The sequence below is a fragment of the Paenibacillus sp. FSL R10-2782 genome (genome assembly GCF_038592985.1).
GTDB lineage: Bacteria > Bacillota > Bacilli > Paenibacillales > Paenibacillaceae > Paenibacillus > Paenibacillus terrae_C.
Window position 1 is genome coordinate 1,656,590 of record NZ_CP151951.1, and the last position, 24,717, is coordinate 1,681,306.

A 24,717-nucleotide genomic window follows, 5' to 3' on the forward strand; every position below is an offset into this window, starting at 1 on the left:
AAGCGGGCAAGTAGGGGATACCGGTTCACGACCGTTACAACGTGCAGAGCGAGATGATCATGCATAGCATGGATAACACCTGTATTGTCGAAAGGCAAAGCGCGGGATGTGCTTAGAAGGATTGTCTAACGAGGGTGGTACCACGGTCTTTTCGTCCCTTTACCGGGAGAAAGGACCTTTTTTTGTTGTCTGAAAAGCTGGATATGAAGAAAGGGGACTGAACAGGCGATGAGCGAAACCATCCAAATGAAGGAACATTTGCTGGCCTTGAAGGAAGAAGCATTGGAAGTATTGGAGAAGGTGGCAACGCCCAAGGAGCTGGCCGATCTGCGGGTCAAATATTCGGGTAAAAAGGGTGCCTTGACTGAAATTTTGCGCGGTATGGGCAAGCTGAGCGCGGAAGAACGTCCAGTTATCGGGCAAGTAGCCAATGAAGTGCGCGAGGCGATTGAAGAAGTCGTCAATCGTAAACAGGACGAGTTCACCAAAGCAGAAACGAATGAGCGTCTGCAAGCGGAAAAGATCGACGTTACGCTGCCTGGACGCACATTGCCGCAAGGTGGATTGCATCCACTCAACAAAGTAATTGAGCAGATTGAGGACATTTTTACCGGTATGGGTTACCGAGTTGCGGAGGGTCCACAGGCTGAGACGGATTATTATAACTTTGAAGCGTTGAACCTGCCTAAAAATCACCCGGCGCGGGATATGCAGGATTCGTTTTATTTGACCGAGGATCTGTTAATGCGTACCCATACGTCACCTGTTCAAATTCGCGCAATGGAAGCGATGAAGGGTGAGACTCCTATTAAGGTCATTTGTCCGGGTACAGTTTTCCGACGTGATGATGACGATGCTACGCATTCTTTCCAATTCCAACAAATTGAAGGGCTTGTGGTTGGAAAAGACATTCGCATGAGTGATCTGAAAGGAACCTTGCTGCAATTTGCACGCGAAATGTTCGGGGAATCGACCGAAATTCGTCTGCGTCCAAGCTTCTTTCCGTTCACAGAGCCGAGTGCTGAGTTGGATGTAACTTTTGTGAAGAAAAATGGCGAGCGCGTATGGATCGAAATTTTGGGCTGTGGCATGGTTAATCCGAAGGTGCTGGAAATGGGCGGTTTTGATCCCGAGGTATATAGCGGCTTTGCATTCGGTATGGGTGTAGAACGGATTGCCATTTTGAAATACGGAATTGACGATATTCGTCATTTTTATAACAGCGACCTGTCATTCTTGAAGCAGTTTGCGCGTCAATAAACAACTATATCAAGGGAAGTGAACCCATATGAAAGTATCATTCGATTGGCTATCCGAGTATGTGTCGCTGGATCAGGTGAGCGCGGAGGATCTGGCAGAGAAAATCACCCGTTCGGGTATTGAAATTGATGAGGTCGAACATCGCAACAAAGGGATTACTGGCGTCGTGGTCGGTTATGTCAAAAGCAAGGAAAAACACCCTGATGCGGATAAGCTGAATGTGTGTATCGTCGATGCGGGCCAAGAGGAAGATCTGCAAATCGTGTGTGGCGCCAAAAATGTGGATGCAGGGCAAAAGGTTCCTGTTGCCATCGTGGGCGCGAAGCTGCCGGGAGATTTTCAGATTAAAAAGGCCAAGCTGCGTGGTGTTGTGTCCATGGGCATGATCTGCTCGGCGAAGGAACTGGGCATGAATGACAAGCTGCTGTCCAAAGAGTTGCAGGAAGGTATTCTCGTACTGCCTGAGGATGCTGAAATCGGTACGCCGATTACGAAGCTGCTGGCGCTGGATGATCAGGTGCTGGATTTTGATCTGACACCAAACCGTTCGGATTGCTTGAGTATGCATGGAGCGGCTTATGAAGTGAGCGCGATTTTGGGGCGTGATATTTCGCTGGCTGACCCGGCTAAGGATTTGGTGGAAATCAGCGATGCGGCGGCAGATCATCTGTCGGTAAAGGTGGATACACCTGAACTGTGTACGCACTATGCGGCTCGCTATATCACGGGTGTGAAAGTGGGGGCCTCTCCACTGTGGATTCAAAACCGCCTGATGGCGGCGGGAGTTCGTCCGATCAACAACATCGTGGATATTACGAACTATGTCATGCTGGAATACGGTCAGCCGTTACATGCTTTTGATGCGGATAAGCTGGAAAATGGCAACATTGAAGTGCGTCTCGCTCGTGCAGGCGAAACATTGGTTACACTGGACGATCAGGAGCGGAAGCTGGAGCCGCATATGCTGCTGATTACAGACGGCGTGAAGCCGATTGCGTTGGCAGGGGTGATGGGCGGAGCGAATTCCGAAGTTACGGATGCGACGGTCAGCATAGCGCTGGAATCTGCGAAGTTTGACGGCGGTACGGTACGCAAAACGTCCCGTCAGCTTGGACTTCGTTCCGAAGCAAGCCTGCGCTTTGAAAAAGAGGTCAATCCGGGTGCTGTTGTACCTGCGGTGAACCGTGCGGCTGCGCTGATTCAGCGTTATGCAGGAGGCACTGTGCATCAAGGAATCGTGGAATCTGCTTCTGCAAGGGCCGAAAACCGGATTATTAAGCTGTCGCTGGATAAAGTGAACCAATATTTGGGAACGGAGTTGTCGCTGCTTGAAGTAAAAACGATATTCGACAGGCTTCATTTCGGATGCGGTGATGCTGGGCAAGGAGTGCTGGAAGTCGAAGTACCTACGCGCCGTGGCGATATTTCCATGGATGTGGATTTGATTGAAGAGGTAGCTCGTCTCTATGGTTACGATAATATCCCTACAACACCGATTGAAGGACCGACGACACCGGGAGCTTTGACAGCTTCGCAATCGCTACGCCGTTCACTGCGCAAATTACTGGCTCATGGCGGCTGGCAAGAGACAATTAGTTACTCGTTTGTGCATCCGGAAAGTACAGGCTTGTTTAATGCACTGACAGAGGGCAGCCATCCGGTACGCTTGGCGATGCCAATGAGCGAAGACCGCAGTGTGCTGCGTACAAGCATCATTCCACAAATGCTGGATACAGCAGTGTACAACATGAACCGAAAGCAGGAAAATCTGGCGATTTTCGAAATAGGAACTGTATTTTATACCGCGGAACAAACGTTGACCCGCCAGCCGCAGGAAATTCAAGTGCTCAGTCTGCTACTGACTGGTGTACGCCGTGAAAAACAATGGAATATCGGTGCTGAGAAGGTCGATTTCTTTGATATTAAAGGCGCGCTGGAAACGGTATTTGGCTATTTCGGACTGGATGCAAGCATCCGTTATGTGGCTGACCAGCCGCAAAGCTATCATCCGGGCCGTTCCGCCTCGGTATGGCTGGATGTGAATGGGGCCTCCCAACGAATCGGCACCATCGGGCAGATCCATCCGGAGCTGCAACAGTCTTATGGGCTGAATGATACGTATGTAGCGGAAATTGAGTTGCAACAGGTGATCGAACACGCCAACAGTCATATTCAGTTCAGAGAGCTGGCCCGCTTCCCGTCTGTGGAGCGCGATATAGCCCTCGTGGTGAATAAGGACGTTGAGGCAGGCGAATTGCTGCGTGTGATTCATGCGGCAGGCGGAGAGCTATTGCAGGATGCACGGGTGTTTGATGTATTTACAGGCAGTAAGCTTGGCGAAGACAAGAAGAGCGTAGCTATCTCTCTGACCTACCGTCACTGGGAGCATACGTTGACGGATGAAGAGATTAATGCGGCGCATATTCCCGTCGTTACGTCTCTGGAACAAACTTTTGAAGCGGAATTGAGAAAGTAGCAGGAAATGCGGGGAGCCGTATCGAATCTTAGTGACAGAGGTTCGATACGGCTTTTTGGCCTATCATCATGGAAGCTCTCTACTCTGATATTCACCCGCTGCGGGGAAGCCGGACTAATGGGGTTGAACGCTTCACGAAGGGCGGGTTACCATAGTACCGGACACAACTTAGAATCAACATACAGTAGTATTGAAGGAGGGCTTAATTGTGACTACACCAGATCGTACTCGCGTCACTGTAGAGATCTACGGTACTTCTTATAAACTCGTCGGAAGTAATACCGATTATATGAAGCAGGTTGCCAATTACGTGGATGAACGCATGCATAGCATTTCTCAGGCTCATTCGCGTCTTGATATGCCCCGAATTGCTGTGCTGGCTGCGGTTCATATGGCAGAAGAAGCTGTACAAATTCAGGAAATTCAGAGTCATATGAACCGGTTGGCCGGGGAGCGGGCGGAGCTTCGGGGCGAACTGGCTCAACTTCAGACGGCTCTTGGAGAACAGCAGCAAAAGAATACGGATTTGCAGCAGTCTTTTGCCCAATTGAAGGCAGAGAAGGAAACACTTCTGAAAAAGTGGACGGAGAACGAATCCGCATCAGCCAGGGAAATTGCCGAATTAAAGGCGAAGCTGGAACAGCAGGAGAAAAAAGCGGTAGAACTCGAAAATGGACGAAAGCAGGCTGAACGTCAATTGGAGGAGTCCCGTCAGGAAGCTGCACTTAAGCTGAAAGAGCAGCAGGAGGCGGCAAATGCCCGTATCCGCCAGATGGAGGAGCAAACCAGGAAGGAGCTGGCCGAAGCGGTCAAGCAGGCGGAAGCCAAGCTGTCGGCTGCGGAAAAGGCTCATCAGGAGCGTCAGCGTACAGAGCTGGACAAGCTGCGTTCAGCTTTGCAGCAGGAGCATAGCCGGAAGGTCACCGAATGGCAGGACAAGTGGTCCGGGCTGAGTGAGCAGTTGGAGCAGGAGCGTAAACAGGCGGAACTGGTGCTGAATGAGGAAAAGCTCCAGCATCTGGAAGCGGAGAAACAGGCCGAGGAAGCTGCATTGGAGCAGGAAATTCGGATCGAGGAGCTTCAAGAGCAATTGGAGCAGGTACATGCAGGCAGTGCAGAGCTGTCTTCCCGTCTGGGAGAGGCACAAGAGCAGGTTGCAGCATTGAAGCAACAGCAGTCCGAGCTGGAGTCTATGCTGGAAACGCAGCGACAGGCTGCGACAGAACGCGAGCAGGCGGATACGCTTGCGCGTGAAGAGCTGCAAAGCCGTTACAATGAATTGGCGGCGGAAGCCAAGGCAACGCAGCAGCAGGCGGCCAAGCTGGAGGAAGAACAGCGCCGGATGCAGAAGTTGCTGGAACAGGCGCATGTGTCCTCCCGCAAACTGCAAAGTGAGTTGGCTACACTGGCCGAAAGTGAGAAGTCTTGGCAGAAGCTTGCAGAGGAACGCCAGCATGCAGTAGATGAGCTGGAGCTTTCGATACTGGAAGTACGTGAACAGAAGGAGACTGTACAGGAGCAATTACAGCATGCGGTGGCTGAGGTTGAAGCTGTAAATCATAAGTTTGCTGCACAGCAGCAACGTCTGTCGCAGTTGGAAGCGAGAATCAAGGAGCTTTCGCCTGAGCTGATTCGCGTTCAGGATGAGCTGGAGAAGGCAATCCTGCGTGAGCAAGAGGGAACAAAGGCTTACAAAACGCTTCAGGAACAGTATGGAAGCATGAAGAGCCGGGCAGAGCAACTGGGACAGAATATCAAGCAGCTCCAACGTGAGGATAGCGAACGGCGGAAGGAACTGGAACGTGCCGAAGAGGAATCACTGGAATGGCAGCTAAAATATGAGCAGTTGAAGGCCGAAGCGGAACGTTTGGAGGCCGAAGATGCTGCACGTAAGAAAGAATTTGCCTCGTGGGAACGGGAAATAGCCGTAACTGTTGAACAAAAGGAACAGCTTCAAGAGGAAATTCGTTTGGCCGTTGAAGCTGCCGAGGCGGCGAAGGCTGAACAGCGATCTGTAGATCAGGAACGGATAGCTTTACAGTCCGAACTGGAGGAAGTCGGTCAGAAGTATGAGCTGGCGGCTCATCAGCTTCGTCTTTTACAGGTTCAGCAGGATGTGGATCGGGAACATACGGAGAAGATATCGATGGAACTACGTCAATTGCAAGAAGAGTATACCAAGCTTCAATCCGAGTATAATGAGTGGATTGAATTAATCGAACAGGATCAGTAGATACGGATTATAAATGTAATGCAATCCCCGGCTGCTTATCGCCGGGGATTATTTGTATGCAGTATCCTATTCGGTTTTCGGATGACAAAAGGCTATCCAGCGGCAGAAGAAATCTGCTGTGGAACAGCCTTGTCGGAATGTGAACCCAAATTATTTCTCGCTCTTGCGGCCGGCTTCAAACGGTGTCGCTACCGGAATGAACAGGTCGATAATCCCGATAACCAATGCAGCGAGCAATGCGCCCAGAACGGAAACACTGACACTAGTTACGATATATTGAGCGATCCAGATAACCAGAGCGCTCACCAGAAAGCCTACGATTCCACGTCCGAATGGTGAAACGCGTCGGCCAAACATAGCCTCAATGATGTAACCGATCAAGGCAATGACAATGGCAAGGATCAGCGCGCTCCAAAAGCCGCCTACACTAAAGCCGGGAACGATCCAGCTTACGACCATCAGAACCAAAGCGGCAACGATGAAACGCACAATGTGACCGAGAATGCTCACGGAATAACCTCCTTTGTTTTTTGAATGTACAGGGTTATACAAAGGTTATTGTGTGGCATAAACGGCTTTCTTATGTGTAAAACAGAGTTGGCAAATAGCGTAAGTGCGCGGCTTTCGTTATAATATAGATATAAGTGAAAGGAGTAGTGAAGTTGGACTCTAAAATTTTCAAAACCCTAGAATATCAAAAAATTTTAAATAAACTAAGTCATTATGCTCAGACCGCGATTGGTCAGCAGACAGCCCAGCGGCTACAGCCCAGCGATGATTTGGAACATATCAAGAAATTGCTGAAAGGCACGGATGAGGCCTATGCTGCCGATCGACTTAAAGGAGTACCCTCGTTTAACGGAGTCGTGGATATTACTCCGGCGGTCAAACGCGCCCGTATCGGCGGAACACTGAGTCCGCAGGAGCTGCTTGGCATTCGGACAACAGTTCAGGCTGCACGCCGTGTACAGGTGTACGTGGCAAGTTTGCATGAGGAAAATCCAGTCGAAACACTGCTGTATTGGAGTGAGCAGCTTTCAGAACAGAGAGGTCTGGAAAACTCGATTAAAGGCTGTATCGACGAAAATGCAGAGGTGCTGGATTCTGCCAGTACAGAGCTTTCACAAATCCGCAGAGAGCTGCGCTCGGGTGAAGTGCGTATTCGGGAAAAGCTCGATTCCATGATTCGTTCCTCCACCGTATCCAAAATGCTTCAGGATCAGTTGATTACGATCCGTGGAGACCGTTTTGTAATTCCGGTTAAAGCCGAGTATCGTTCTTATTTTGGCGGAATTGTGCATGATCAATCCGGGTCCGGTGCAACGCTGTTTATTGAGCCTGAATCCATCGTGGCCATGAACAACAAGCTGCGAGAAACACGGTTGAGAGAAGAACGCGAAATCGAAGTGATTTTACAAAAGCTGACCGCACTTGTTGCAGAACAAGCGGATATGTTGCTATATGATGTAGATGTTTTGGGGACGCTTGATTTTATTTTTGCCAAAGCGCGTCTTGCTCGTGAGATGAAGGCAACCTTGCCTTTGATGAATGATCGTGGTTACTTGAAGCTGAAAAAAGGCAGACACCCTCTTATTCCGTTGGAGCAGGTCGTTCCGATTGATGTGGAGCTGGGCAATTCGTACACCTCCATTATCGTAACCGGACCGAATACAGGGGGGAAAACCGTTACGCTAAAAACCATTGGCTTGCTTAGTCTGATGGCGATGTCGGGACTTTTTGTGCCTGTAGAAGACGAGAGTCAACTATGCGTATTTGATGCGATCTATGCAGATATTGGTGACGAGCAAAGCATTGAGCAAAACCTGAGTACCTTTTCCAGTCATATGACCAACATTATCAGCATCCTGAAAAATATGACGCCAAAAAGCCTTGTGCTGCTTGATGAGGTAGGTGCAGGAACCGATCCTGCGGAAGGCTCGGCTTTGGCTGTATCCATTCTGGAGCATATGCATGCTTTGGGTTGCCGTATGGTTGCGACAACTCACTACAGTGAATTAAAGGCCTATGCCTATGAGCGCAAAGGAATCATTAATGCGAGCATGGAGTTTGATGTTGCTACATTAAGCCCGACATACCGTCTTCTCGTGGGTGTGCCCGGTCGAAGTAACGCTTTTGCCATTGCTGAGCGCTTGGGATTGCCGGGCCGTATTCTTGATTATGCCCGTGGTGAGGTGACGGAAGAAGATCAGCGCGTAGAGCATATGATTGCGTCACTGGAACAGAACCGTTTGACAGCAGAGCAAGAGCGGGAAAAGGCGGAACAATTGCGCGGTGAAATGGAAGAACTGCGCACCCGTCACCAGAATGAGCTGGATAAGCTGGAAGCACAGCGGGACCGTATGCTGGAAAAAGCTGCGGACGAAGCGAGAGGTCTCGTGGACAAAGCTCGCAGCGAAGCGGAGAAAATCATTGCCGATCTGCGTAAATTGGCTCAGGAAGAAGGAGCCTCTGTTAAGGAGCATAGGCTGATTGCAGCTCGCAGAGAGCTGGATGAAGCGGAACCGAAACATCGTAAGAAAAGTGCAGTCAAACGCCCTGTCGCTGCACGTACTCGCTCTATCGTAGCTGGTGATGAGGTATCCGTTCACAGCCTGAATAAAAAAGGTCATGTGGTGGAACTGTCCGGCAGCAAGGAAGCGGTGGTGCAACTGGGAATCATGAAAATGAAGGTCAGTCTGGACGATCTGGAGCTGCTGCAACCCGCCCAAACAACTGCACTGAGAGCTCAGAAGCCGGTAACCGGCATTAAGCGGACACGGGATGATCATGTGCGAAACGAGCTTGATCTGCGCGGTGCGAACGTGGAGGAAGCGCTGATGGAGGTAGATCGCTTCATGGATGAAGCATTTCTGGCCAATCTGGGGCAGGTACACATTATTCATGGCAAGGGTACAGGGGTTCTTCGGACCGGTATTCAGGAGTATCTTCGCAAGCATAAGCATGTGAAAAGCTACCGTATCGGAAATTACAATGAAGGCGGCACAGGCGTGACTGTTGCTGAATTGGAATGAGCTACGGGTTACCGGCTCCGTCCAGGAAAGCTTTGTAGAACGGGAGGGACAAAGTGAAGATGGCGATTGATGAATTGCTGTCACATCCGTTAGGAATGATGCTGGGTTATTTCTCGGTGGCGGTGCTGGAGCTGATTGTATTTTTGTGTTGCTTTGAGCTGGTAACCCGGTATAAATGCTGGGAAGAGATCAAACGCGGCAATATTTCAGTTGCGATGGCTACGGGCGGGAAAATGTTCGGTATTTGCAACGTGCTCCGCTTTGCGATGGAAGCCAAATCCAGCGTGTACGATACGATGATTTGGTCGTTCGTCGGCTTTTTACTACTGCTTGTGGCGTACTTTCTGTTTGAGTTTCTGACACCGGTATTTTCAATCGATCAGGAAATTAAGGAGGACAACCGCGCTGTCGGCTTGTTCTCCATGATTATCTCGATATCGTTATCTTATGTGATCGGTGCCAGTGTAACTTGACACATCCTGTATACTAGAGCTTGGTATACGCATGGAACGGAAGGATGATGAAGCTTGGAAATGACTATTTGCCCATGGTGTAACATGGAAATTATTTGGGATGAAGAATTGGGACCTGAAGAAGAGTGCCCTTATTGCCATAACGACCTGAAAGGGTATTCGGATATTACCGATGATGAAGATGAAACGGAGTCTGATTCTGCATATGTTCATGGGCATACGGATGAGCACCGGCAAGTAGAAAGTGAACACATGCGTACCCATGCACATGACCACGAACACAGCCATGATGATGTGGCTTCTGCGGGTCAAGCCGCGTCTCTCTCTGGGAAGGAAGACCTAAAGGGCTATCGCACCTTGAGCATCCAGCTCGGGGACGAGGATGAGCAGGATATTTTATATGAAGCTGAGAATGAAATCATAGTAGAAAAGCCTGCCGATGCTCCGTTGTTGCAGGACAACGAGCTTCACAAGCTGCCTGTGCTGCATACCCTGCAAAAATTCGAAGAAAGCGGTGCGGATCTGATGGCTTATGAACAAGGCGCTGAACAAATTCTCGACAGACAAGATGAGGTTCTCGAATGTTCCCAGTGCGGTGAATATATGCTGCATGCAGGTTCGCAAACCGTGACAGGGGAAGGCTTTGTACCGTCGATTTCTCCTGCGCTCGGCAGACCTGTTCTGGATTTGCCGTTTGTCTTAAATGTATATGTATGTCCAAGCTGCTTCCATGTTCAGCAGACGTTGTCAGAGGATGACCGATTGCGTTTGTTAGAGAAGCTGAGTGGTATTTCCAACAATTAAATCATATTCCCCCGGATAAGCCCAAGTTGAACACGGGCATCTTAAACCGAAGAAGCTCTGAAGCAAGCTGAGTTAAAAGGAGCTGAATGGTGATTTTCGGTTAGGGGGAACTATATTGAAATCAAACCTGAACGGACAATCCATTCTGCTGCTAAGCCTGAATGGATTGTTTGTTTTTGCGGCAGCTTTGTCAGGTACTTTTCTTAACGTATATCTGTGGAAAAGCAGGCAGGATTACGCGATGATTGGCTGGTTTAATGTCAGCCAGCAAATTGCGCTGGGAATCATGGTTTGGGTGGCTGGAAAATGGGTCAAGGAGCATAACAAAATGAATGCTCTGCGCGTAGGGACCGCATTGTCCGGGTTATTTTATCTGGTGGTTTTATATACGGGATCGCAGGCTGTAAACTACATATGGCCGTTAGGGATGCTATTGGGTGCAGCGCTGGGTTTGTTCTGGCTGGCTTTTAATGTGATTTTTTTCGAAGTCACAGATCGGGTAAGCCGGGATCATTTTAATGGCTGGGTCGGTCTGCTGGGCTCATTTTCAGGTATTGTCGGTCCCTGGCTGTCCGGCTGGATTATCGCCCGTATGGAGGATGATGCGGGATACCGCGTGATATTTAGTATCTCTCTGGCACTTTATGTGGTAGGGGTGGTGCTGAGTTTCTTTCTTCGCAAGCGTAATACGACAGGAAGTTACAATTGGCTGGAGCCCAAGCAACGTTTGTCGCAAAAAGGAAGTATGTGGCGACCATTGTCTTTGTCGCTTGTTACCCAGGGCATTCGTGAAGGAGTTTTTGCCTTCCTGATTACGCTGCTTGTGTACGTGGTAACACAGCAGGAGTGGAAGCTGGCGCAGTTTTCGCTTATTACATCCGCAGTTTCATTTTTCAGCTTTTGGGCTGTTGGCAAATGGCTCAAGCCACAGTATCGTTCGATTGGCATGCTGTTGGGTGCCGTACTGCTGGTGATTGTGCTTTTTCCGTTACTGTGGCGGATGCAATATAGCACGTTGCTGATAATGGGCATCGGAACCGCCTTGTTTTTGCCGTTATATTTAATCCCGATGATTTCTGCGAGCTTTGACCTGATGGGCGTGAGTGAAGAGGATGTTAATCAGAGGGTGGAGCTGGTCGTACTGCGCGAGCTGTGTCTAATGGTAGGTCGATTGACCGGAATGCTTATCTTTCTGGGTGTGTTGAGTATGAGCAAGGCACCTATAGCGATGATCTGGTTATTAATTGGGCTTGCGTTAATGCCCGTGGCGGGATGGGCATTTATGCGCAATGTATTAAAGAAGGAACAAACAACGAAGCAGAGCAAGTCTCATTCCAAGGCACGACGCTGGCACAGGCAAACCGAATAGCTTGAAATATATATTCAAAAAGAGCCTCCTAACCCACGAAAATGGGAATGGGAGGCTCTTTCGTATTTTGTATTTACTAAGCCAGCGGCTCCGTGATTTCAGGTGAAGGCTTGGTGGTACGCGTTAGTGAAAAAAGCTCCATCTCAGGTCGATGTGTGCCCGTCAGTTCATCAGCCAACAACTGCGCAGCCATCATGCTGGTGACTGTACCGTTTCCTCCGTAGCCCTCCAAAAAGTAGCAGTTCGGAAAGCGCGGGTGCGGGCCAATATACGGTAAGCCATCATGGGAGGAGCCAAAGACGGCTGCCCATGCATAATCAATCTTGAATGGTATATCGGGAAAATGCTTCTGTAATGCTTGCAGCAGTTTTTTCTGTTGGTGCAGCAGTCTGACTTCACGCTGTTTCGGGTCGAGTACAGGCTCATCCAACCCCCCGATAATCACGCGTCCATCCGCAGTGGAGCGTATATACAAATAAGGACGGGCGGTTTCCCATATTAGACATTGTTCGTGCCACATGGCTGAATCTCCAATCGGCTTGGTGGCAATAGCATAAGAGCTTTCCAGTATGGCTCCGCGATCCTTTTTGATTTCCTGTGATTCATAGCCTGCTGCAAAAATAACCTTTTTCGCCCGGATGGTTCCACCGCTGGTATGACAAACTACCTCATTGTCGCCAAATTTAAAATGCTTCGCTTCGGTATGTTCATATAATTGTACACCAAGGCGGCTGGCGTATTGCAGGAGTCCCTGTACAAAACGAAACGGGTTCACCTCAGCATCTTCGTGTGTATACAGCGCAGCCGGTTTTCGAAAAGGGAAACGGGCCGCCACCTGTTGCTCATCCCAATATTCCACTGGGAATCCAAAGCGGTTTAACTGTTCGAATTCTTTTTGAAGCACCGACACATCCTCTGGCGTACTCGCATAATACAGGCTGCTGCGACGGATCAAGGACGGATCGATGTCCACTGTGCTGGCCAGCTTTTCCAACTGATCCAGAGCATCCTTACACATCCGATAAAACAGCACCCCATTAGCTTCGCCAAAAGTGTTGATAAAAGAGGTCAGCGTCTTATCATTGCTATATTGCAGCAATCCGGTATTGGCCGAAGAACTTCCGTGTGCCAGCTTACGCTTGTCAATGACCACCGTATCCACCTGTTGTTCTCCCAGCAGCCGGGCACAGAGAGAGCCACCCATCCCACCCCCGACGATAAGCACATCACAAGTCAAATCTTCTGTTAAAGCAGGAAAATCCAGTTTCTGCTCCAGGGTGCTAGGCCAATACGTATTCCCACTAATCAATTTCATAACAAAACACTCCCTATTAAGCAATGAAATATGCAGTATTCAATGTGTGTGGTTTTTACAGTAGTTCCGAGAAGCCATCAGGCAGCTCATATTCTAATACCCTTCACTTTCCACCTAAACTCCGCTCCTCTTCCTATATACATATAATTCCGCTAAAAGGACAAGCTAATCAGCGTGCAACAAAACATTTAAGGAGGCACAGACCATGCAATCTACGAACATGCAACCTTTGACCGGCAAAGAACTGGAGTACATCGTGGACTCCATTTCCAATGAAGAACTGCTGCTCAAGCAATGTGCGGCAACGGCAGCATCTATTCAGCATCCTGCCATTCAGCAAGCTTGTCTGCAATTCGCAAGAACTCATGAGCACCACCTGAACATGCTTTCAAATGCCCTTCAACAGCACCAGCAGCTTGCTCCTATGCAACCCCAGCAGTAATTATGGATTAACCAACAAAGGAGGTAATATCACGATGTTTTCACAGAACAATACGTCATTTATGCCCGAAGAAGATTTGCTCTATACCATTCTTGCCGATATGAAACGTACGGTGGGAGAATATACAACGGCAACAACTGAATCCAATTGTCCGTCTGTGCGCCAGCTTTTCACCGACCTTACGAGCGATACACTGCGTCTGCAAGGTGATTTGTACCGTTTGATGAGTCAGAACAACATGTACTCCACCACGACCAAAGCGTTGCGCACCGATTTGGACAAACAGATTCAGGAAGCCCGAAAAACCCAACAGGAATGCCAGCAGTTCATTCAGCAAAAATCGTCCTCCGCGGGAGTGTATAGCCAGCCTATGCATCAACAGGGCCAGCCTTCTCACCAAAACAACCCTTACTATATGTAAACGGGGCACTCCGCTTTTGAAGCTCTTTCTCATAACAAGCCGTCCGTCTGCCGGGTTCACCGGGGGTGGGCGGTTTTTCTTTGCAGGTTTAAAGCGCGTATTGTATGATGTATAGTAATCTCTTTTGATGGAGGCCTTATGTCGAATGACTGAACTGAATGACTTGAAATTAAAAGTGCTGGAATTGTTAAAAGAAGATGCAAGAAGGACACCGACTCTGCTTGCTACCTTGCTGGGAGTTGCCGAGCAGGATGTATGTACTGCGATTAAAGAGCTTGAAGACCAACATGTAATCGTCAAATATGCCGCTGTGGTCAATTGGGATAAAGTTGACGACGAAAAGGTTACTGCTCTAATTGAGGTGCAAATTACACCGGAACGGGGAAGAGGATTTGAAGGCATCGCTGAACGGATTTATTTGTATCCACAAGTTAAATCGGTATATCTCATGTCCGGTGCATACGACTTGTTAGTGGAAGTAGAAGGACGTAATCTTCGCGAGGTAGCGAACTTTGTGTCGGAAAAGCTGTCGCCTATTGATTCGGTCCTGTCCACCAAGACCAATTTTACGCTCAAAAAATACAAACAGGACGGAATTATCTTCGAAGATCATCAGGAAGATAATCGTCTGATGATTTCGCCGTAAAGGAAGATCATGATGAATATCAAACCTGAAGCATTGACTGACAGTAACAAAGCCATGAGTTCGTATTTGTCTCCGTTGGTGCGCGAGATTCCATCCTCGGGCATCCGTAAGTTTTTTGATCTGGTGGGCGGCAACAAGGATATTATTACTCTGGGGGTAGGCGAACCGGATTTTACAACGCCTTGGCATATGCGGGAAGCCTGCGTCTATTCATTGGAACGGGGGTTTACCAGCTATACTTCCAACGCGGGGACGCCTGAACTGCGTGAGGCGATTAGTGAATATTTGGATGAGCAGTTTGCAGTCCGCTATGATCCCAAAAGTGAAATTATCGTAACGGTGGGCGGCAGCGAAGCGATTGACCTCGCTTTGCGTGCGTTAATTGTACCCGGCGACGAAATTCTGGTTCCAGAGCCATGCTACATTTCGTATTCTCCAATCACTTCGATTGGCGGTGGTATTCCCGTAGGGATTGAAACCTTCGCCAAGGATGAATTCAAGCTGACAGCAGAGGCGCTGGAGGCTAAAATCACACCTAAATCCAAAGTGCTGATTTTATGCTATCCCAGCAATCCAACCGGGGCGACCATGACCTATGAGGATTGGCTTCCGATTGCGAAAGTTGTAGAAAAGCATGATTTGATCGTCATTTCTGATGAAATTTATGCAGAATTGAACTATGGTGAGAAGCATGTCAGCTTCGCGGCTATGCCAGGCATGATGGATCGTACCATTCTCGTCAGCGGTTTCTCCAAAGCCTTCGCCATGACCGGCTGGCGTATTGGATATACATGCGGGCACCCTGATTTAATTGCCGCTATGCTTAAAATCCACCAGTATACCGTAATGTGTGCGCCTTCGATGGGTCAGGTTGCGGCTCTTGAGGGTCTACGCAATGGTTTGGGCGAGAAGGATCGCATGGTGGAGGCTTACAATCAGCGTCGCCGTCTGATGGTCGAGGGGTTCCGGGAAATTGGTCTGGAATGTCACGAACCGAGAGGGGCTTTTTATGTTTTTCCAAGTATTCAGAGCACAGGGCTGAGCTCGGATGAGTTTGCGCAGCGCCTTTTGGCAGAGGCCAAGGTTGCGGCTGTGCCGGGGAACGTATTCGGTTTGGGAGGCGAAGGCTACCTTCGTTGCTCATATGCGACCTCTGTGTCTCAACTGACGGAAGCATTGGATCGGATCGGTCAATTTGTAGAAAAAGTAAAAAAAGAAGGTTGAAATTTTTTTATGGGTAATTCATAGAAAAAAGTATTTTATTTCTAAATTTATATGCTATAATATAAAATTGAAAGCAGGAAGTTCAATTTTTCAATTGCAGGAGGAGTGCTCATGTCATATGTTGGATATCATTCATCGGGTTCAATAGGATACGACATTTCCCTGGAAAATGAAATTTTGTTCCTGCGCAATGAGATGATGCGGACGTTTCAGGAAGAGAAGTCCTTCACCTCTGATCTTGTCATTGAGATCAGTTGCAAGCTCGATTTGAAAATTAACGAATACATGAAGCTGTACGGTACAGAATGCAAGGTGTAACCGTGTGAAGCCAAGCCGTACGTATAGAGAAGGCCGCAGGGCCTTCTTTTTTTGCGTTCACAACTTATGATATATTAGTGGCATGGAAGAGGGGGCGTACATATGAGAGCAGGGCTGAAAAGGCTTTCGCCATGGATCATCGGAGTGCTGGCACTCGTGCTGTTGGCGGGATGCGGGGGAAAGGACAAGGACAGTTTCTCCATTTTTATCATGGATAAGCAAGGGGATGCTTCAATTATTCGTGATGAGCTGGCGCAAAAGCTTAAGGATAAACTGGGCGAAAAGGCTCCAACCATCGAGATTGCAGTTAGCCCATTGTATAACCAGCAGAAACTGGTCGTTGAATATGCGGCTGGGGAAAACGATCTGTTTATTTTGCCGGAAGAGGATATGAAGGTGTATGGACAGAATGGTTCAAATTTGCCTTTAGACGATGCTTTTGACAAGAAAACGTATGCTCGGGGTGTGTTCGAGGGCGGCGTATTTAAGGAAAAGGAGCAGGGGGAAAAAGGAACCGATATAATCAAGGAAACTCATTTGTTCGGGATTCCGGTGGAGCAGATGAAGATGTTCAAGGATTTAAAATATAACTCTACAACATTATTTGCTACCGTGCCACCGCGTACGAGTAATAAGGAAGAAGCCATCAAGGTGTTAAAAGCATTGACGGAATGATAGAGGGGATGAGATACCATGGGAATTTATACAAGAACAGGTGATGAGGGACAAACCTCGGTGATCGGTGGTCGGGTGTCCAAGGATGATGACCGTGTGGAGGCATATGGTACGATTGACGAACTGAACAGCTTTGTAGGACAAGCAATCAGCTTTGCCGAAGGAGAAAAGTTTGCGGATATTCGGGATCAATTGGAGGAAGTACAGCAGGAACTGTTTGATTGCGGTTCGGATTTGGCATTTGTCAAAATCAACGAAAGTAAATACAAGGTGAAGGATGAGCTGGCAGAGCGGCTTGAAGGCTGGATTGACGCATGTCAGGAGGAAAATCCGAAGGTGGAGCGTTTTATTATTCCGGGGGGCAGCACGTTGTCCTCAGCGCTTCATGTTTGCCGTACGGTTTGCCGCCGAGCGGAACGTCGTGCTGTCACACTGGGGAAGCATACCGAAATCAATCCTGCGGTACGTCGGTATTTGAATCGTCTGTCCGATTATTTCTTCGTCGTGGCCCGCACCGCGAATGTACGTCAAGGGGTGCCGGATGTCGAATATGTGCGCAGCAAAAAAGTGTTTCGCAAATAAGGAGGCAACCGGGAATTTGTGATGAGTTTGTACTATGAACCTATCGTGTATACGATCCCTCCTGAGGAGGAGGGAATGCTGTTGAAGACCATTTTGCAAAAACGTATGAATGTTTCACGCAAGCTGATATCCAAACTTAAGCTGACGGAACAAGGTATTATGCTGAACGGAACACGAGTGTATATCAGTGTAAAGGTACAGTCCGGGGATCGGGTGGAAATTCGTATGGAGCGCGAGCGTTCCGATGATATTTTGCCTGAACCGATTCCTTTTGACATTTTGTTTGAGGATGAGCATTTATTGGTTGTCAACAAGGCGGCGGGTATGATTGTCCATCCGACTCACGGCCATTACACGGGAACACTGGCTAATGGGGTTGTGCATTATTGGGAGGCCAAAGGTGAGCTGTTCCGGTTTCGCCCCGTTCATCGTCTGGATCAGGAGACGACTGGCGTTCTTGTGGTGGCTAAAAATCCATATGTACACCAGCATATTTCCGAGCAAATGATTATGGGAACGGTGGATAAGCGTTACACTGCCCTAGTGCACGGTTGCCCTGATCCACAGGAAGGCAGGGTGGATGGGCCGATTGACCGTAATCCGGATGATCCACATTTGCGCATGGTGACCCCTGATGGTTATCCGGCCCTTACACTGTATAAGCTGGAGGAAGCCTGGAATGAGGGGAGCCGCATCGGGATCAAGCTGGAATCCGGGCGTACGCACCAAATCCGGGTACACATGACTTCTATCGGATGTCCGTTGATTGGAGATAAAATGTACCGAAATACGCCTGCTGACGCTGCGCAACGTGAGCGTTATGATCAACTGGATGCCCAGATGCCCCGACAGGCATTGCATGCCTCAGAGCTGTCCTTGGTGCATCCTGTGACCGGAGAGCAGTTGACGTTTTGTGCTCCTTGGCCCGACGATATGGCCCAGTTACAGGAGCTGTTAAGAAATCAAAATGGAGGGTTAACATAACGATGAGCCAGTTGAAAGTATACCAGTACTCCAAATGCAGCACTTGCCGCAATGCAGTGAAATGGCTGCAAAGCAAGGGACATGAAACGGAATTGATTCCTATTTTTGAGCAAGCCCCCGGACCGGAGGAATTGACTGATTTAATCAGCAAAAGTGGACTGGAGCTGAAAAAGTTTTTCAATACGAGCGGTGAGGTATATAAGGAGCTAAAGCTGAAGGACAAGCTGGCAGACATGAGCCGTGAAGAGCAAATCTCGCTTTTATCCTCGAATGGGAGATTGATCAAGCGCCCGATTGTAACAGACGGGAACAAAGTAACGGTAGGCTTCAAAGAGGAAACATTTGATGAAGCATGGGGCGCTCAATAACGTCCAATTCGGCTCCGCGATATGTTATACTGTTGGGGTTAAATAATAATATCATGAATGGGAGCAATACAATCTGTGACACAACGTAAAGAACAATCCATAATGCTGGTTGACGGCATGGCTCTGTTATTCCGCGCTTATTATGCAACTGCTGCAAACGGTTATATAAGGCGTACAAAGGCCGGGGTGCCAACGAACGCAATATATGGTTTTATTCGATATTTTTGGGATGCGGTACAAACATATAATCCAACGCATGTCGTATGCTGCTGGGATATGGGAGGAACGACGTTCCGCGGGGAGCATTTTGCTGCGTACAAGGGAAATCGCGCTGACGCGCCGGATGATTTGATTCCTCAATTTACATTGATCCGTGAAGTGACGGACAGCCTTGGCATCCCTAACATTGGAGCGACAGGCTTTGAAGCGGATGATTGCATCGGTACGCTGGCACGCCACTATACGCAGAATGAGGACATGGATGTAATGATTCTCTCCGGAGATCATGATTTACTCCAATTGGTGGATGAGCGGACACGGGTTATTATTATGAAAAAAGGTCACGGCAATTATATGGTGTATACCCCGGAAACGCTGCTGTCCGAAAAAGGACTCAAACCCCGCCAAGTTGTGGACCTCAAGGGCCTGATGGGGGATGCAAGCGACAATTACCCGGGAGTACGGGGAATTGGTGAAAAGACGGCACTCAAGCTGGTACAGGAATATGACTCCATTGAAGGTATTCTGGAGAATCTGGATCAATTGACGCCAGCAGTGCGCAAAAAGATCGAGAGTGATCTGGATATGCTGCATTTGTCACGTAAGCTGGCAGAAATTCACTGTGGTGTACCTGTAGTATGCGCACTGGACAGCTGTCTGTTGACGCTGGATCATGTGCAAATTGTAGACAAGTTTGAGGAGCTTGAAATGAAAAGCTTGTGTACGTTAATGGGTGTGGCAACTGGATCATAACGAAGCCAGCTTGGCTTCACAAGTACAACTCGGAGCTGGCATTACACATATGAGGATGCTGGCGCTTAGTGCGTTAGTGTCCTTTTTTATGCACAGTTATGTTAAGGGAGATATATATTCTTGTGAAGGATTATATACAATTGCGATCAGGGGATTGACCTTGGACACATTTCAGGCGAATATAGGGTAGAGAGAACCGGATCATGACTGAGAGGGGACAACAGCAGCTATGACAGTATTGGGAGCAATTGAGGCAGGCGGTACCAAATTTGTATGTGGAATTGGCAACGAACAGGGAGAGGTGCTGGAACGCGCGAGCTTTCCTACAGTCACGCCAGCAGAAACGATGGCGAATGTCGTTGCATTTTTTGAAGGGAAGGGTATAGAAGCGCTGGGCGTAGGGTCGTTTGGGCCGATTGATCCTATCGAAGGCAGTAATACATATGGCTATATTACAACAACGCCAAAGCCGCATTGGGGCAATTATAACCTGATCGGCAAGCTGAAAGAGCATTTTGATGTACCTATGGGATTTGACACGGATGTGAACGGCGCAGCACTGGGTGAATCCATCTGGGGGGCGGCCAAGGGACTGGACAGCTGTCTCTATATTACGATAGGTACAGGCATTGGAGCGGGTGCTCTGGTCGGTGGGAAGCTGATTCATGGATTATCCCATCCTGAAATGGGCCACATCCTGGTGCGTCGTCATCCAGAAGATACTTATGAAGGGACATGTCCTTATCACGGAGATTGTGTGGAAGGATTGGCAGCAGGTCCTGCGCTTGAAAAAAGATGGAAGGTCAAAGGACATGAGCTTTCTGTGGATCATCCGGCTTGGGAGATGGAAGTTTATTATCTGGCACAGGCTTTGATGAGCTATGTATTGATTCTTTCACCGCAAAAAATTATTATGGGCGGCGGAGTGATGAAGCAGGAGCAACTGTTCCCACTCGTTCGCGCCGAGCTTCAAAAACTGTTGAACGGATACGTACAGCATCCGAGTCTGACTACAGAAATTGATCAATATATCGTGGCCCCAGGCTTGGGAGACAATGCCGGATTGTGCGGTGCTCTTGCCTTGGCAAAGGAAAAGTTGAACAAATGATAATTTTGGGTTGACGGCGATCCGAGGTACGGTTATCATATAGGCAACAGTATAGTACGGCTCAAAAAGGGAAGCACCTTTCTTGCGAATACGCGGGATAGGTGCTTTTTTTGCGTTTGGCGTTGTACCGGACTGTAACCCAATTATAAGCATGGAGGAAAAAAGCATGGAAATCGTATTTTTAAACCGCTTGTCCAAACGGAATGAACAGGGCCATGAGGTATTTGCCCAGGTATGGATTGGACAACATGATGGGGTATGGAGTGCAGGGTGGAGCACACAACACAGCTTGGATGAAAGTACAGATGATCTTTGGTATGAGGGCAGCTTATGGCAGGAGCTGCTGCATGTATACCGCCATGAGCTGGCGCTGAAGATGGCAGAGGGCTACAGGCCCTTAATCCATGGTGTTTTCCATGAACAGGAAGGGTCAGGGGCAGCAGGGCGTGGACAAACATTACAAAAGCTGTATTGCTATAGTGATTTGTTTCCACGTGATGATGTGTATGAGCAATTGACGATGTGGAGGCGGCAAAAGGCTGCTGCTGAGCGGAAGGCACCTTATTTTATTGCCACCAATCGTCTGCTTCGGTTGATTAGCGTCTATCTTCCCCATACCGAGGAGGAGTTGCTGGAGCTACCAGGGATGGGGCAAGGTAAAATATCTCAATATGGGCCAGAACTGCTGGCTATTACGACACAAAATGACCGGACTACGCCATTTCCGCTAAATTGGGTAACAGAGACGCTGGATGAGGAAGTTTTCTTATCATGGCTGTACAAGCAAAAAGAGACCCAGTATAAGCAGGAACTGAATAAATTCAGTCTGACAAAAACCATTATTGAAAGTATTTCAGATGGTCTTACATTGGAGCATATTGGACAGAAGGTGGGGTTACATCGTAGAGAAATGATTGAAGCAGTGGAGCATTTGGATAGAGATGGAATCGATATGGAAAAGCTGATCCGTCAGGAATTGGTAAACGTATCTGAGGAAGAGCAGACGGCAATCTGGTCTGCGTATGAAGAATTGGGGGATACGTTGCTCAAGCCCGTCATGCTGCGGGTATATGGTGAGGAACAGGCCACGGAAACGGGGCTGGATCAAGTTTATGAGCGGCTGCGTCTGATTCGTATCCGTTTTCGTCATCAGGTGGCATCAGATCGGCATGCGGGATAACCTAGTGCAGATATAAAAAACTGCACCAAAAAAGCAGCAGCTATATCCTGTGAGGATACGCTGCTGCTGATTCTTTTCAAACCCAATCCTTCTTGCGGAAAATACAGAACATGCTGACACCCAGCGCCACCATAATACCAATGACGACAAAATAACCATAACGTGTATGAAGCTCAGGCATATTATCAAAGTTCATACCATAAATTCCGGTAATAACAGTCAACGGCATAAACACGGTTGTAATCGCTGTAAACACGCGCATGATTTCATTCGCACGGTTAGCGATACTGGATTGATAAGCTTCTCGAAGGTTACCCATTAAATCGCGGTAAGTTTCGAAAGTCTCCGAAATTTTCACGGCATTTTCATAAATGTCGCTAAAATATTTTTGTAATTGATCGTCGATCAGCCGTAAATCCCGTTTGTTCAACGTATTGATGACTTCTTTTTGTGGACCAAGCACTTTTTTCAGCCACAGAATCTCACTGCGTAAGCCAATAATTTCATTCAAATGCGATTTTTTCGTATGCATCAGAATGTCTTCTTCCAGCTTTTCAATGCGAACCTCAATCCGGTCACCAACCAGAAAATAGTTGTCAACGATCAAGTCGATCAACAGATACATAAAACGGTCAGGCTGGCTGACCTCCTGCTCCCACAGCATAGGCTTGAGGGTGCGCAGCTCATTGATTTTCTGCTTCGTCACCGTAATGATAAAATGGCGGCCCAGGAAAATGTTCAAAGCACGTAAAAATATTTCTTCATCATCAAAACGAATACTGTTTACAACGATAAAATAATGGCTCTCGTAAATTTCAATCTTCGGACGCTGCTCTTCTTCACTCAAACAGTCCTCTACCGCGAGATCATGCATGGAGAACAAAGGCTGGAGCACTGCCAGATCATCAACATCGGCATCAATCCAATAAAAGCCTTCTGCTGGCGGAGTAAGCGCCATTTCAATTTCTTCGACAGGGGTAAAAACCCCGTTGTTTACCAAACGGATTTTCATATATGTCACTCCTTATGCTCCGTCGTAACGGAAAATACATGTACCTAAAAGCATAAGGAATGGACTCAGTTAGCTGGAGCGGGTAAGCGGCATCCCCATCAAAAGCCAGAGGCTTTTGGAGCATGCAGAGCCTGGCGTCCCGTCTTTCGGCAAGCTGAAGTCATTCCTATGCTGTTGTTCAGGGATCGCCGCCTATTCGGACTCGGGTCGCCTTCCATTCCGGATTCACCTCACACATGTTCTTTTTTAGGTTGCCACAGTATCACAGAAAGCACTCTAAATCTGCACCACTGCTTTATATTTTCGCCTATAGCACTTGTATAGTATAACGCTCGGCCTACAGCCTTTCAAGCGCAAAATCATGGGCTAAATCAATAGGAGTGACAAGAGCTTCGGCGATGGGATAATGTATGATTTAACATATGGAAAAGTAAACCGAAATGTGAATGCAGGGGTGAAAAATTACAAGTCCCATCTTGACGAAGCCCATCGGATGCATTAAAGTGAACAACAAGAACTTTTTATGAACCCAAATTGAATATAGCGAAATCTTATCAAGAGCAGGTGGAGGGACTAGCCCGATGATACCCGGCAACCGGCGATTTTAATCGCACGGTGCTAATTCTTGCAGGACGCGCGCTTTTTACAAAGAGCGATGCCCTGACAGATGAGAGAGGCGCATATGGATACAAATATGACCTTTCTCGTAACCGAGGAAGGTCTTTTTATTATATGCCCGGCATCTCAACATGACGATTTTCGCAAAAACTTCACCGAACAAGGAGTGAGTTTACATGCCGATTAAAATTCCGGATACACTACCTGCCAAGGAAGTGCTGGAGGGCGAAAATATTTTCGTAATGGATGAAAGCCTGGCCTATCATCAGGATATTCGTCCGTTGCGCATCGCCATTTTGAATTTGATGCCTACCAAAGAGACAACGGAAACCCAACTGCTGCGCCTGGTCGGCAATACCCCGCTTCAAGTGGACGTTACGCTGGTGCACATGAAGTCGCATGTATCTAAAAATACATCGCAGGAATATTTGAACATGTTTTATAAAACCTTTGATGAGATCAGAAACAGCCGTTTTGACGGTATGGTTATTACGGGAGCACCCGTTGAACAGCTTGAGTTTGAAGATGTGAACTACTGGGAGGAAATCCGGCAAATTTTTGAATGGACGAAAACGAATGTAACTTCCACCATGCATATCTGTTGGGCCTCACAGGCGGGTCTGTACCATCATTTCGGCGTTCCTAAATACGGACTTGATTACAAATGTTTTGGCGTGTTTTCACATAGCGTTATTAAACCTAAAGTGAAGCTGCTACGCGGTTTTGATGAATTGTTTTATGCACCTCATTCCCGGCATACAGAGGTTCGGCGCGAAGATATCGAGCATATCCATGAACTGGAGCTTTTATCCGAATCTGAGGAAGCCGGAGTGTATCTGGTTGCTACGCGTGATGGCAAACAAATCTTTGTAACCGGACATTCCGAATACGATCCACTTTCCCTGAAATGGGAATATGATCGTGATGTCGCCAAAGGGATGGATATTGAAGTACCGAAAAATTATTTTCCCAACAATGACCCTGAGCGTACACCGCCCTCAACCTGGCGTGCGCATGCCAATTTATTATTTTCAAATTGGCTCAACTACTATGTATACCAAGAAACCCCTTTTGATATCGGGCCCCAGATTTAAAATGGGGCTTAACGTTTATCTCTACGCAGTACCACCTTGCAGCAGCGCAGCAGTATAGATATGATAATCCAATTTTGCAGCATATGTTATAGCACCTATTGTGGAAATGAA

General features: G+C 48.0%; 23 protein-coding genes and 1 riboswitch. Of the genes, 20 read left to right on the top strand and 3 right to left on the bottom strand.

What is annotated here, in order from left to right; genetic code table 11:
- The first annotated feature begins 228 nt into the window (after positions 1–228).
- The 3 genes from pheS to NST83_RS07700 all read left to right on the top strand — a co-directional run bounded on the left by pheS (position 229) and on the right by NST83_RS07700 (position 5,969).
- A complete protein-coding gene (gene pheS, locus NST83_RS07690) occupies positions 229–1,260 on the top strand; it encodes a phenylalanine--tRNA ligase subunit alpha (RefSeq protein ID WP_342417197.1) in 1,032 nt (343 codons plus the stop codon).
- Positions 1,261–1,288: 28 nt separating this feature from the next.
- Positions 1,289–3,736 carry a phenylalanine--tRNA ligase subunit beta gene (gene pheT / locus NST83_RS07695; protein WP_342417198.1) on the top strand — a complete coding sequence of 816 codons (2,448 nt, stop codon included), beginning with the start codon at positions 1,289–1,291 and terminating at the stop codon, positions 3,734–3,736.
- A 208-nt stretch (positions 3,737–3,944) separates the two neighbouring features.
- Complete coding sequence (locus tag NST83_RS07700) at positions 3,945–5,969, top strand: DNA repair protein (protein ID WP_342417199.1); 2,025 nt, start codon at positions 3,945–3,947, stop codon at positions 5,967–5,969.
- 150 nt (positions 5,970–6,119) lie between these two features.
- Here NST83_RS07700 and NST83_RS07705 read toward each other — a convergent pair whose 3' ends face one another.
- The gene (locus NST83_RS07705) at positions 6,120–6,479 is read right to left on the bottom strand and encodes a phage holin family protein (protein WP_137062194.1); all 360 of its coding nucleotides are present in this window, start codon (positions 6,477–6,479) and stop codon (positions 6,120–6,122) included.
- 152 nt (positions 6,480–6,631) lie between these two features.
- Here NST83_RS07705 and NST83_RS07710 point away from each other — a divergent pair, with 152 nt between their 5' ends.
- From NST83_RS07710 to NST83_RS07725, 4 genes are all read left to right on the top strand, one after another.
- Positions 6,632–9,001: an endonuclease MutS2 gene (locus NST83_RS07710; protein WP_342417200.1), complete on the top strand. Its 2,370-nt coding sequence runs from the start codon at positions 6,632–6,634 to the stop codon at positions 8,999–9,001.
- 59 nt (positions 9,002–9,060) lie between these two features.
- Positions 9,061–9,474: a DUF350 domain-containing protein gene (locus tag NST83_RS07715; RefSeq protein ID WP_342417901.1), complete on the top strand. Its 414-nt coding sequence runs from the start codon at positions 9,061–9,063 to the stop codon at positions 9,472–9,474.
- A 54-nt stretch (positions 9,475–9,528) separates the two neighbouring features.
- Complete coding sequence (locus NST83_RS07720) at positions 9,529–10,278, top strand: hypothetical protein (protein WP_342417201.1); 750 nt, start codon at positions 9,529–9,531, stop codon at positions 10,276–10,278.
- A 115-nt stretch (positions 10,279–10,393) separates the two neighbouring features.
- Entirely contained in the window at positions 10,394–11,647 is a 1,254-nt protein-coding gene (locus tag NST83_RS07725; protein ID WP_342417202.1) for an MFS transporter, read from the top strand.
- A 76-nt stretch (positions 11,648–11,723) separates the two neighbouring features.
- Here NST83_RS07725 and NST83_RS07730 read toward each other — a convergent pair whose 3' ends face one another.
- Positions 11,724–12,962 (bottom strand): FAD-dependent oxidoreductase, encoded by a 1,239-nt coding sequence (locus tag NST83_RS07730; RefSeq protein ID WP_342417203.1) that lies wholly within the window; start codon positions 12,960–12,962, stop codon positions 11,724–11,726.
- Positions 12,963–13,167: 205 nt separating this feature from the next.
- On the opposite strand from NST83_RS07730, the gene NST83_RS07735 reads away from it, so the two are divergent.
- From NST83_RS07735 to NST83_RS07790, 12 genes are all read left to right on the top strand, one after another.
- Positions 13,168–13,404: a hypothetical protein gene (locus NST83_RS07735; protein ID WP_137062199.1), complete on the top strand. Its 237-nt coding sequence runs from the start codon at positions 13,168–13,170 to the stop codon at positions 13,402–13,404.
- A gap of 34 nt (positions 13,405–13,438) precedes the next feature.
- Entirely contained in the window at positions 13,439–13,825 is a 387-nt protein-coding gene (locus NST83_RS07740; RefSeq protein ID WP_014280585.1) for a spore coat protein, read from the top strand.
- A 145-nt stretch (positions 13,826–13,970) separates the two neighbouring features.
- Entirely contained in the window at positions 13,971–14,471 is a 501-nt protein-coding gene (locus NST83_RS07745; protein WP_014280586.1) for an Lrp/AsnC family transcriptional regulator, read from the top strand.
- Between the two features lie 12 nt (positions 14,472–14,483).
- Complete coding sequence (locus tag NST83_RS07750) at positions 14,484–15,695, top strand: aminotransferase class I/II-fold pyridoxal phosphate-dependent enzyme (RefSeq protein WP_137062281.1); 1,212 nt, start codon at positions 14,484–14,486, stop codon at positions 15,693–15,695.
- 111 nt (positions 15,696–15,806) lie between these two features.
- Positions 15,807–16,013 (top strand): aspartyl-phosphate phosphatase Spo0E family protein, encoded by a 207-nt coding sequence (locus tag NST83_RS07755; protein WP_342417204.1) that lies wholly within the window; start codon positions 15,807–15,809, stop codon positions 16,011–16,013.
- A gap of 102 nt (positions 16,014–16,115) precedes the next feature.
- Positions 16,116–16,688 carry a hypothetical protein gene (locus NST83_RS07760; RefSeq protein WP_342417205.1) on the top strand — a complete coding sequence of 191 codons (573 nt, stop codon included), beginning with the start codon at positions 16,116–16,118 and terminating at the stop codon, positions 16,686–16,688.
- Positions 16,689–16,706: 18 nt separating this feature from the next.
- The gene (locus NST83_RS07765; protein ID WP_137062201.1) at positions 16,707–17,270 is read left to right on the top strand and encodes a cob(I)yrinic acid a,c-diamide adenosyltransferase; all 564 of its coding nucleotides are present in this window, start codon (positions 16,707–16,709) and stop codon (positions 17,268–17,270) included.
- Positions 17,271–17,291: 21 nt separating this feature from the next.
- The gene (locus tag NST83_RS07770; protein WP_342417902.1) at positions 17,292–18,254 is read left to right on the top strand and encodes an RluA family pseudouridine synthase; all 963 of its coding nucleotides are present in this window, start codon (positions 17,292–17,294) and stop codon (positions 18,252–18,254) included.
- 2 nt (positions 18,255–18,256) lie between these two features.
- The gene (locus NST83_RS07775; RefSeq protein WP_342417206.1) at positions 18,257–18,622 is read left to right on the top strand and encodes an arsenate reductase family protein; all 366 of its coding nucleotides are present in this window, start codon (positions 18,257–18,259) and stop codon (positions 18,620–18,622) included.
- A gap of 75 nt (positions 18,623–18,697) precedes the next feature.
- Positions 18,698–19,594 (top strand): 5'-3' exonuclease H3TH domain-containing protein, encoded by an 897-nt coding sequence (locus NST83_RS07780; protein ID WP_137062204.1) that lies wholly within the window; start codon positions 18,698–18,700, stop codon positions 19,592–19,594.
- A gap of 229 nt (positions 19,595–19,823) precedes the next feature.
- Complete coding sequence (locus tag NST83_RS07785) at positions 19,824–20,702, top strand: ROK family protein (RefSeq protein WP_342417207.1); 879 nt, start codon at positions 19,824–19,826, stop codon at positions 20,700–20,702.
- 166 nt (positions 20,703–20,868) lie between these two features.
- On the top strand, positions 20,869–21,882 hold the full coding sequence (locus NST83_RS07790) for an HRDC domain-containing protein (RefSeq protein WP_342417208.1): 1,014 nt from the start codon (positions 20,869–20,871) through the stop codon (positions 21,880–21,882).
- Between the two features lie 76 nt (positions 21,883–21,958).
- Here NST83_RS07790 and corA read toward each other — a convergent pair whose 3' ends face one another.
- A complete protein-coding gene (corA, locus tag NST83_RS07795) occupies positions 21,959–22,894 on the bottom strand; it encodes a magnesium/cobalt transporter CorA (RefSeq protein ID WP_014280596.1) in 936 nt (311 codons plus the stop codon).
- 548 nt (positions 22,895–23,442) lie between these two features.
- Positions 23,443–23,568, top strand: a riboswitch (SAM riboswitch).
- A gap of 120 nt (positions 23,569–23,688) precedes the next feature.
- On the opposite strand from corA, the gene metA reads away from it, so the two are divergent.
- Positions 23,689–24,606 carry a homoserine O-succinyltransferase gene (gene metA, locus NST83_RS07800; RefSeq protein WP_137062207.1) on the top strand — a complete coding sequence of 306 codons (918 nt, stop codon included), beginning with the start codon at positions 23,689–23,691 and terminating at the stop codon, positions 24,604–24,606.
- The last annotated feature ends 111 nt before the right edge of the window (positions 24,607–24,717 follow it).

What these genes read in the sequence shown, in the direction of transcription:
- pheS (WP_342417197.1), top strand. Translation starts at nt 229, where the DNA reads ATGAGCGAAACCATCCAAATGAAGGAACATTTGCTGGCCTTGAAGGAA.
- NST83_RS07730 (WP_342417203.1), bottom strand. Translation starts at nt 12,962, where the DNA reads ATGAAATTGATTAGTGGGAATACGTATTGGCCTAGCACCCTGGAGCAG.
- pheT (WP_342417198.1), top strand. Translation starts at nt 1,289, where the DNA reads ATGAAAGTATCATTCGATTGGCTATCCGAGTATGTGTCGCTGGATCAG.
- NST83_RS07785 (WP_342417207.1), top strand. Translation starts at nt 19,824, where the DNA reads ATGACAGTATTGGGAGCAATTGAGGCAGGCGGTACCAAATTTGTATGT.
- NST83_RS07745 (WP_014280586.1), top strand. Translation starts at nt 13,971, where the DNA reads ATGACTGAACTGAATGACTTGAAATTAAAAGTGCTGGAATTGTTAAAA.
- NST83_RS07740 (WP_014280585.1), top strand. Translation starts at nt 13,439, where the DNA reads ATGTTTTCACAGAACAATACGTCATTTATGCCCGAAGAAGATTTGCTC.
- NST83_RS07760 (WP_342417205.1), top strand. Translation starts at nt 16,116, where the DNA reads ATGAGAGCAGGGCTGAAAAGGCTTTCGCCATGGATCATCGGAGTGCTG.
- NST83_RS07765 (WP_137062201.1), top strand. Translation starts at nt 16,707, where the DNA reads ATGGGAATTTATACAAGAACAGGTGATGAGGGACAAACCTCGGTGATC.
- NST83_RS07755 (WP_342417204.1), top strand. Translation starts at nt 15,807, where the DNA reads ATGTCATATGTTGGATATCATTCATCGGGTTCAATAGGATACGACATT.
- NST83_RS07775 (WP_342417206.1), top strand. Translation starts at nt 18,257, where the DNA reads ATGAGCCAGTTGAAAGTATACCAGTACTCCAAATGCAGCACTTGCCGC.
- NST83_RS07735 (WP_137062199.1), top strand. Translation starts at nt 13,168, where the DNA reads ATGCAATCTACGAACATGCAACCTTTGACCGGCAAAGAACTGGAGTAC.
- NST83_RS07750 (WP_137062281.1), top strand. Translation starts at nt 14,484, where the DNA reads ATGAATATCAAACCTGAAGCATTGACTGACAGTAACAAAGCCATGAGT.
- corA (WP_014280596.1), bottom strand. Translation starts at nt 22,894, where the DNA reads ATGAAAATCCGTTTGGTAAACAACGGGGTTTTTACCCCTGTCGAAGAA.
- NST83_RS07790 (WP_342417208.1), top strand. Translation starts at nt 20,869, where the DNA reads ATGGAAATCGTATTTTTAAACCGCTTGTCCAAACGGAATGAACAGGGC.
- NST83_RS07770 (WP_342417902.1), top strand. Translation starts at nt 17,292, where the DNA reads ATGAGTTTGTACTATGAACCTATCGTGTATACGATCCCTCCTGAGGAG.
- metA (WP_137062207.1), top strand. Translation starts at nt 23,689, where the DNA reads ATGCCGATTAAAATTCCGGATACACTACCTGCCAAGGAAGTGCTGGAG.
- NST83_RS07715 (WP_342417901.1), top strand. Translation starts at nt 9,061, where the DNA reads ATGGCGATTGATGAATTGCTGTCACATCCGTTAGGAATGATGCTGGGT.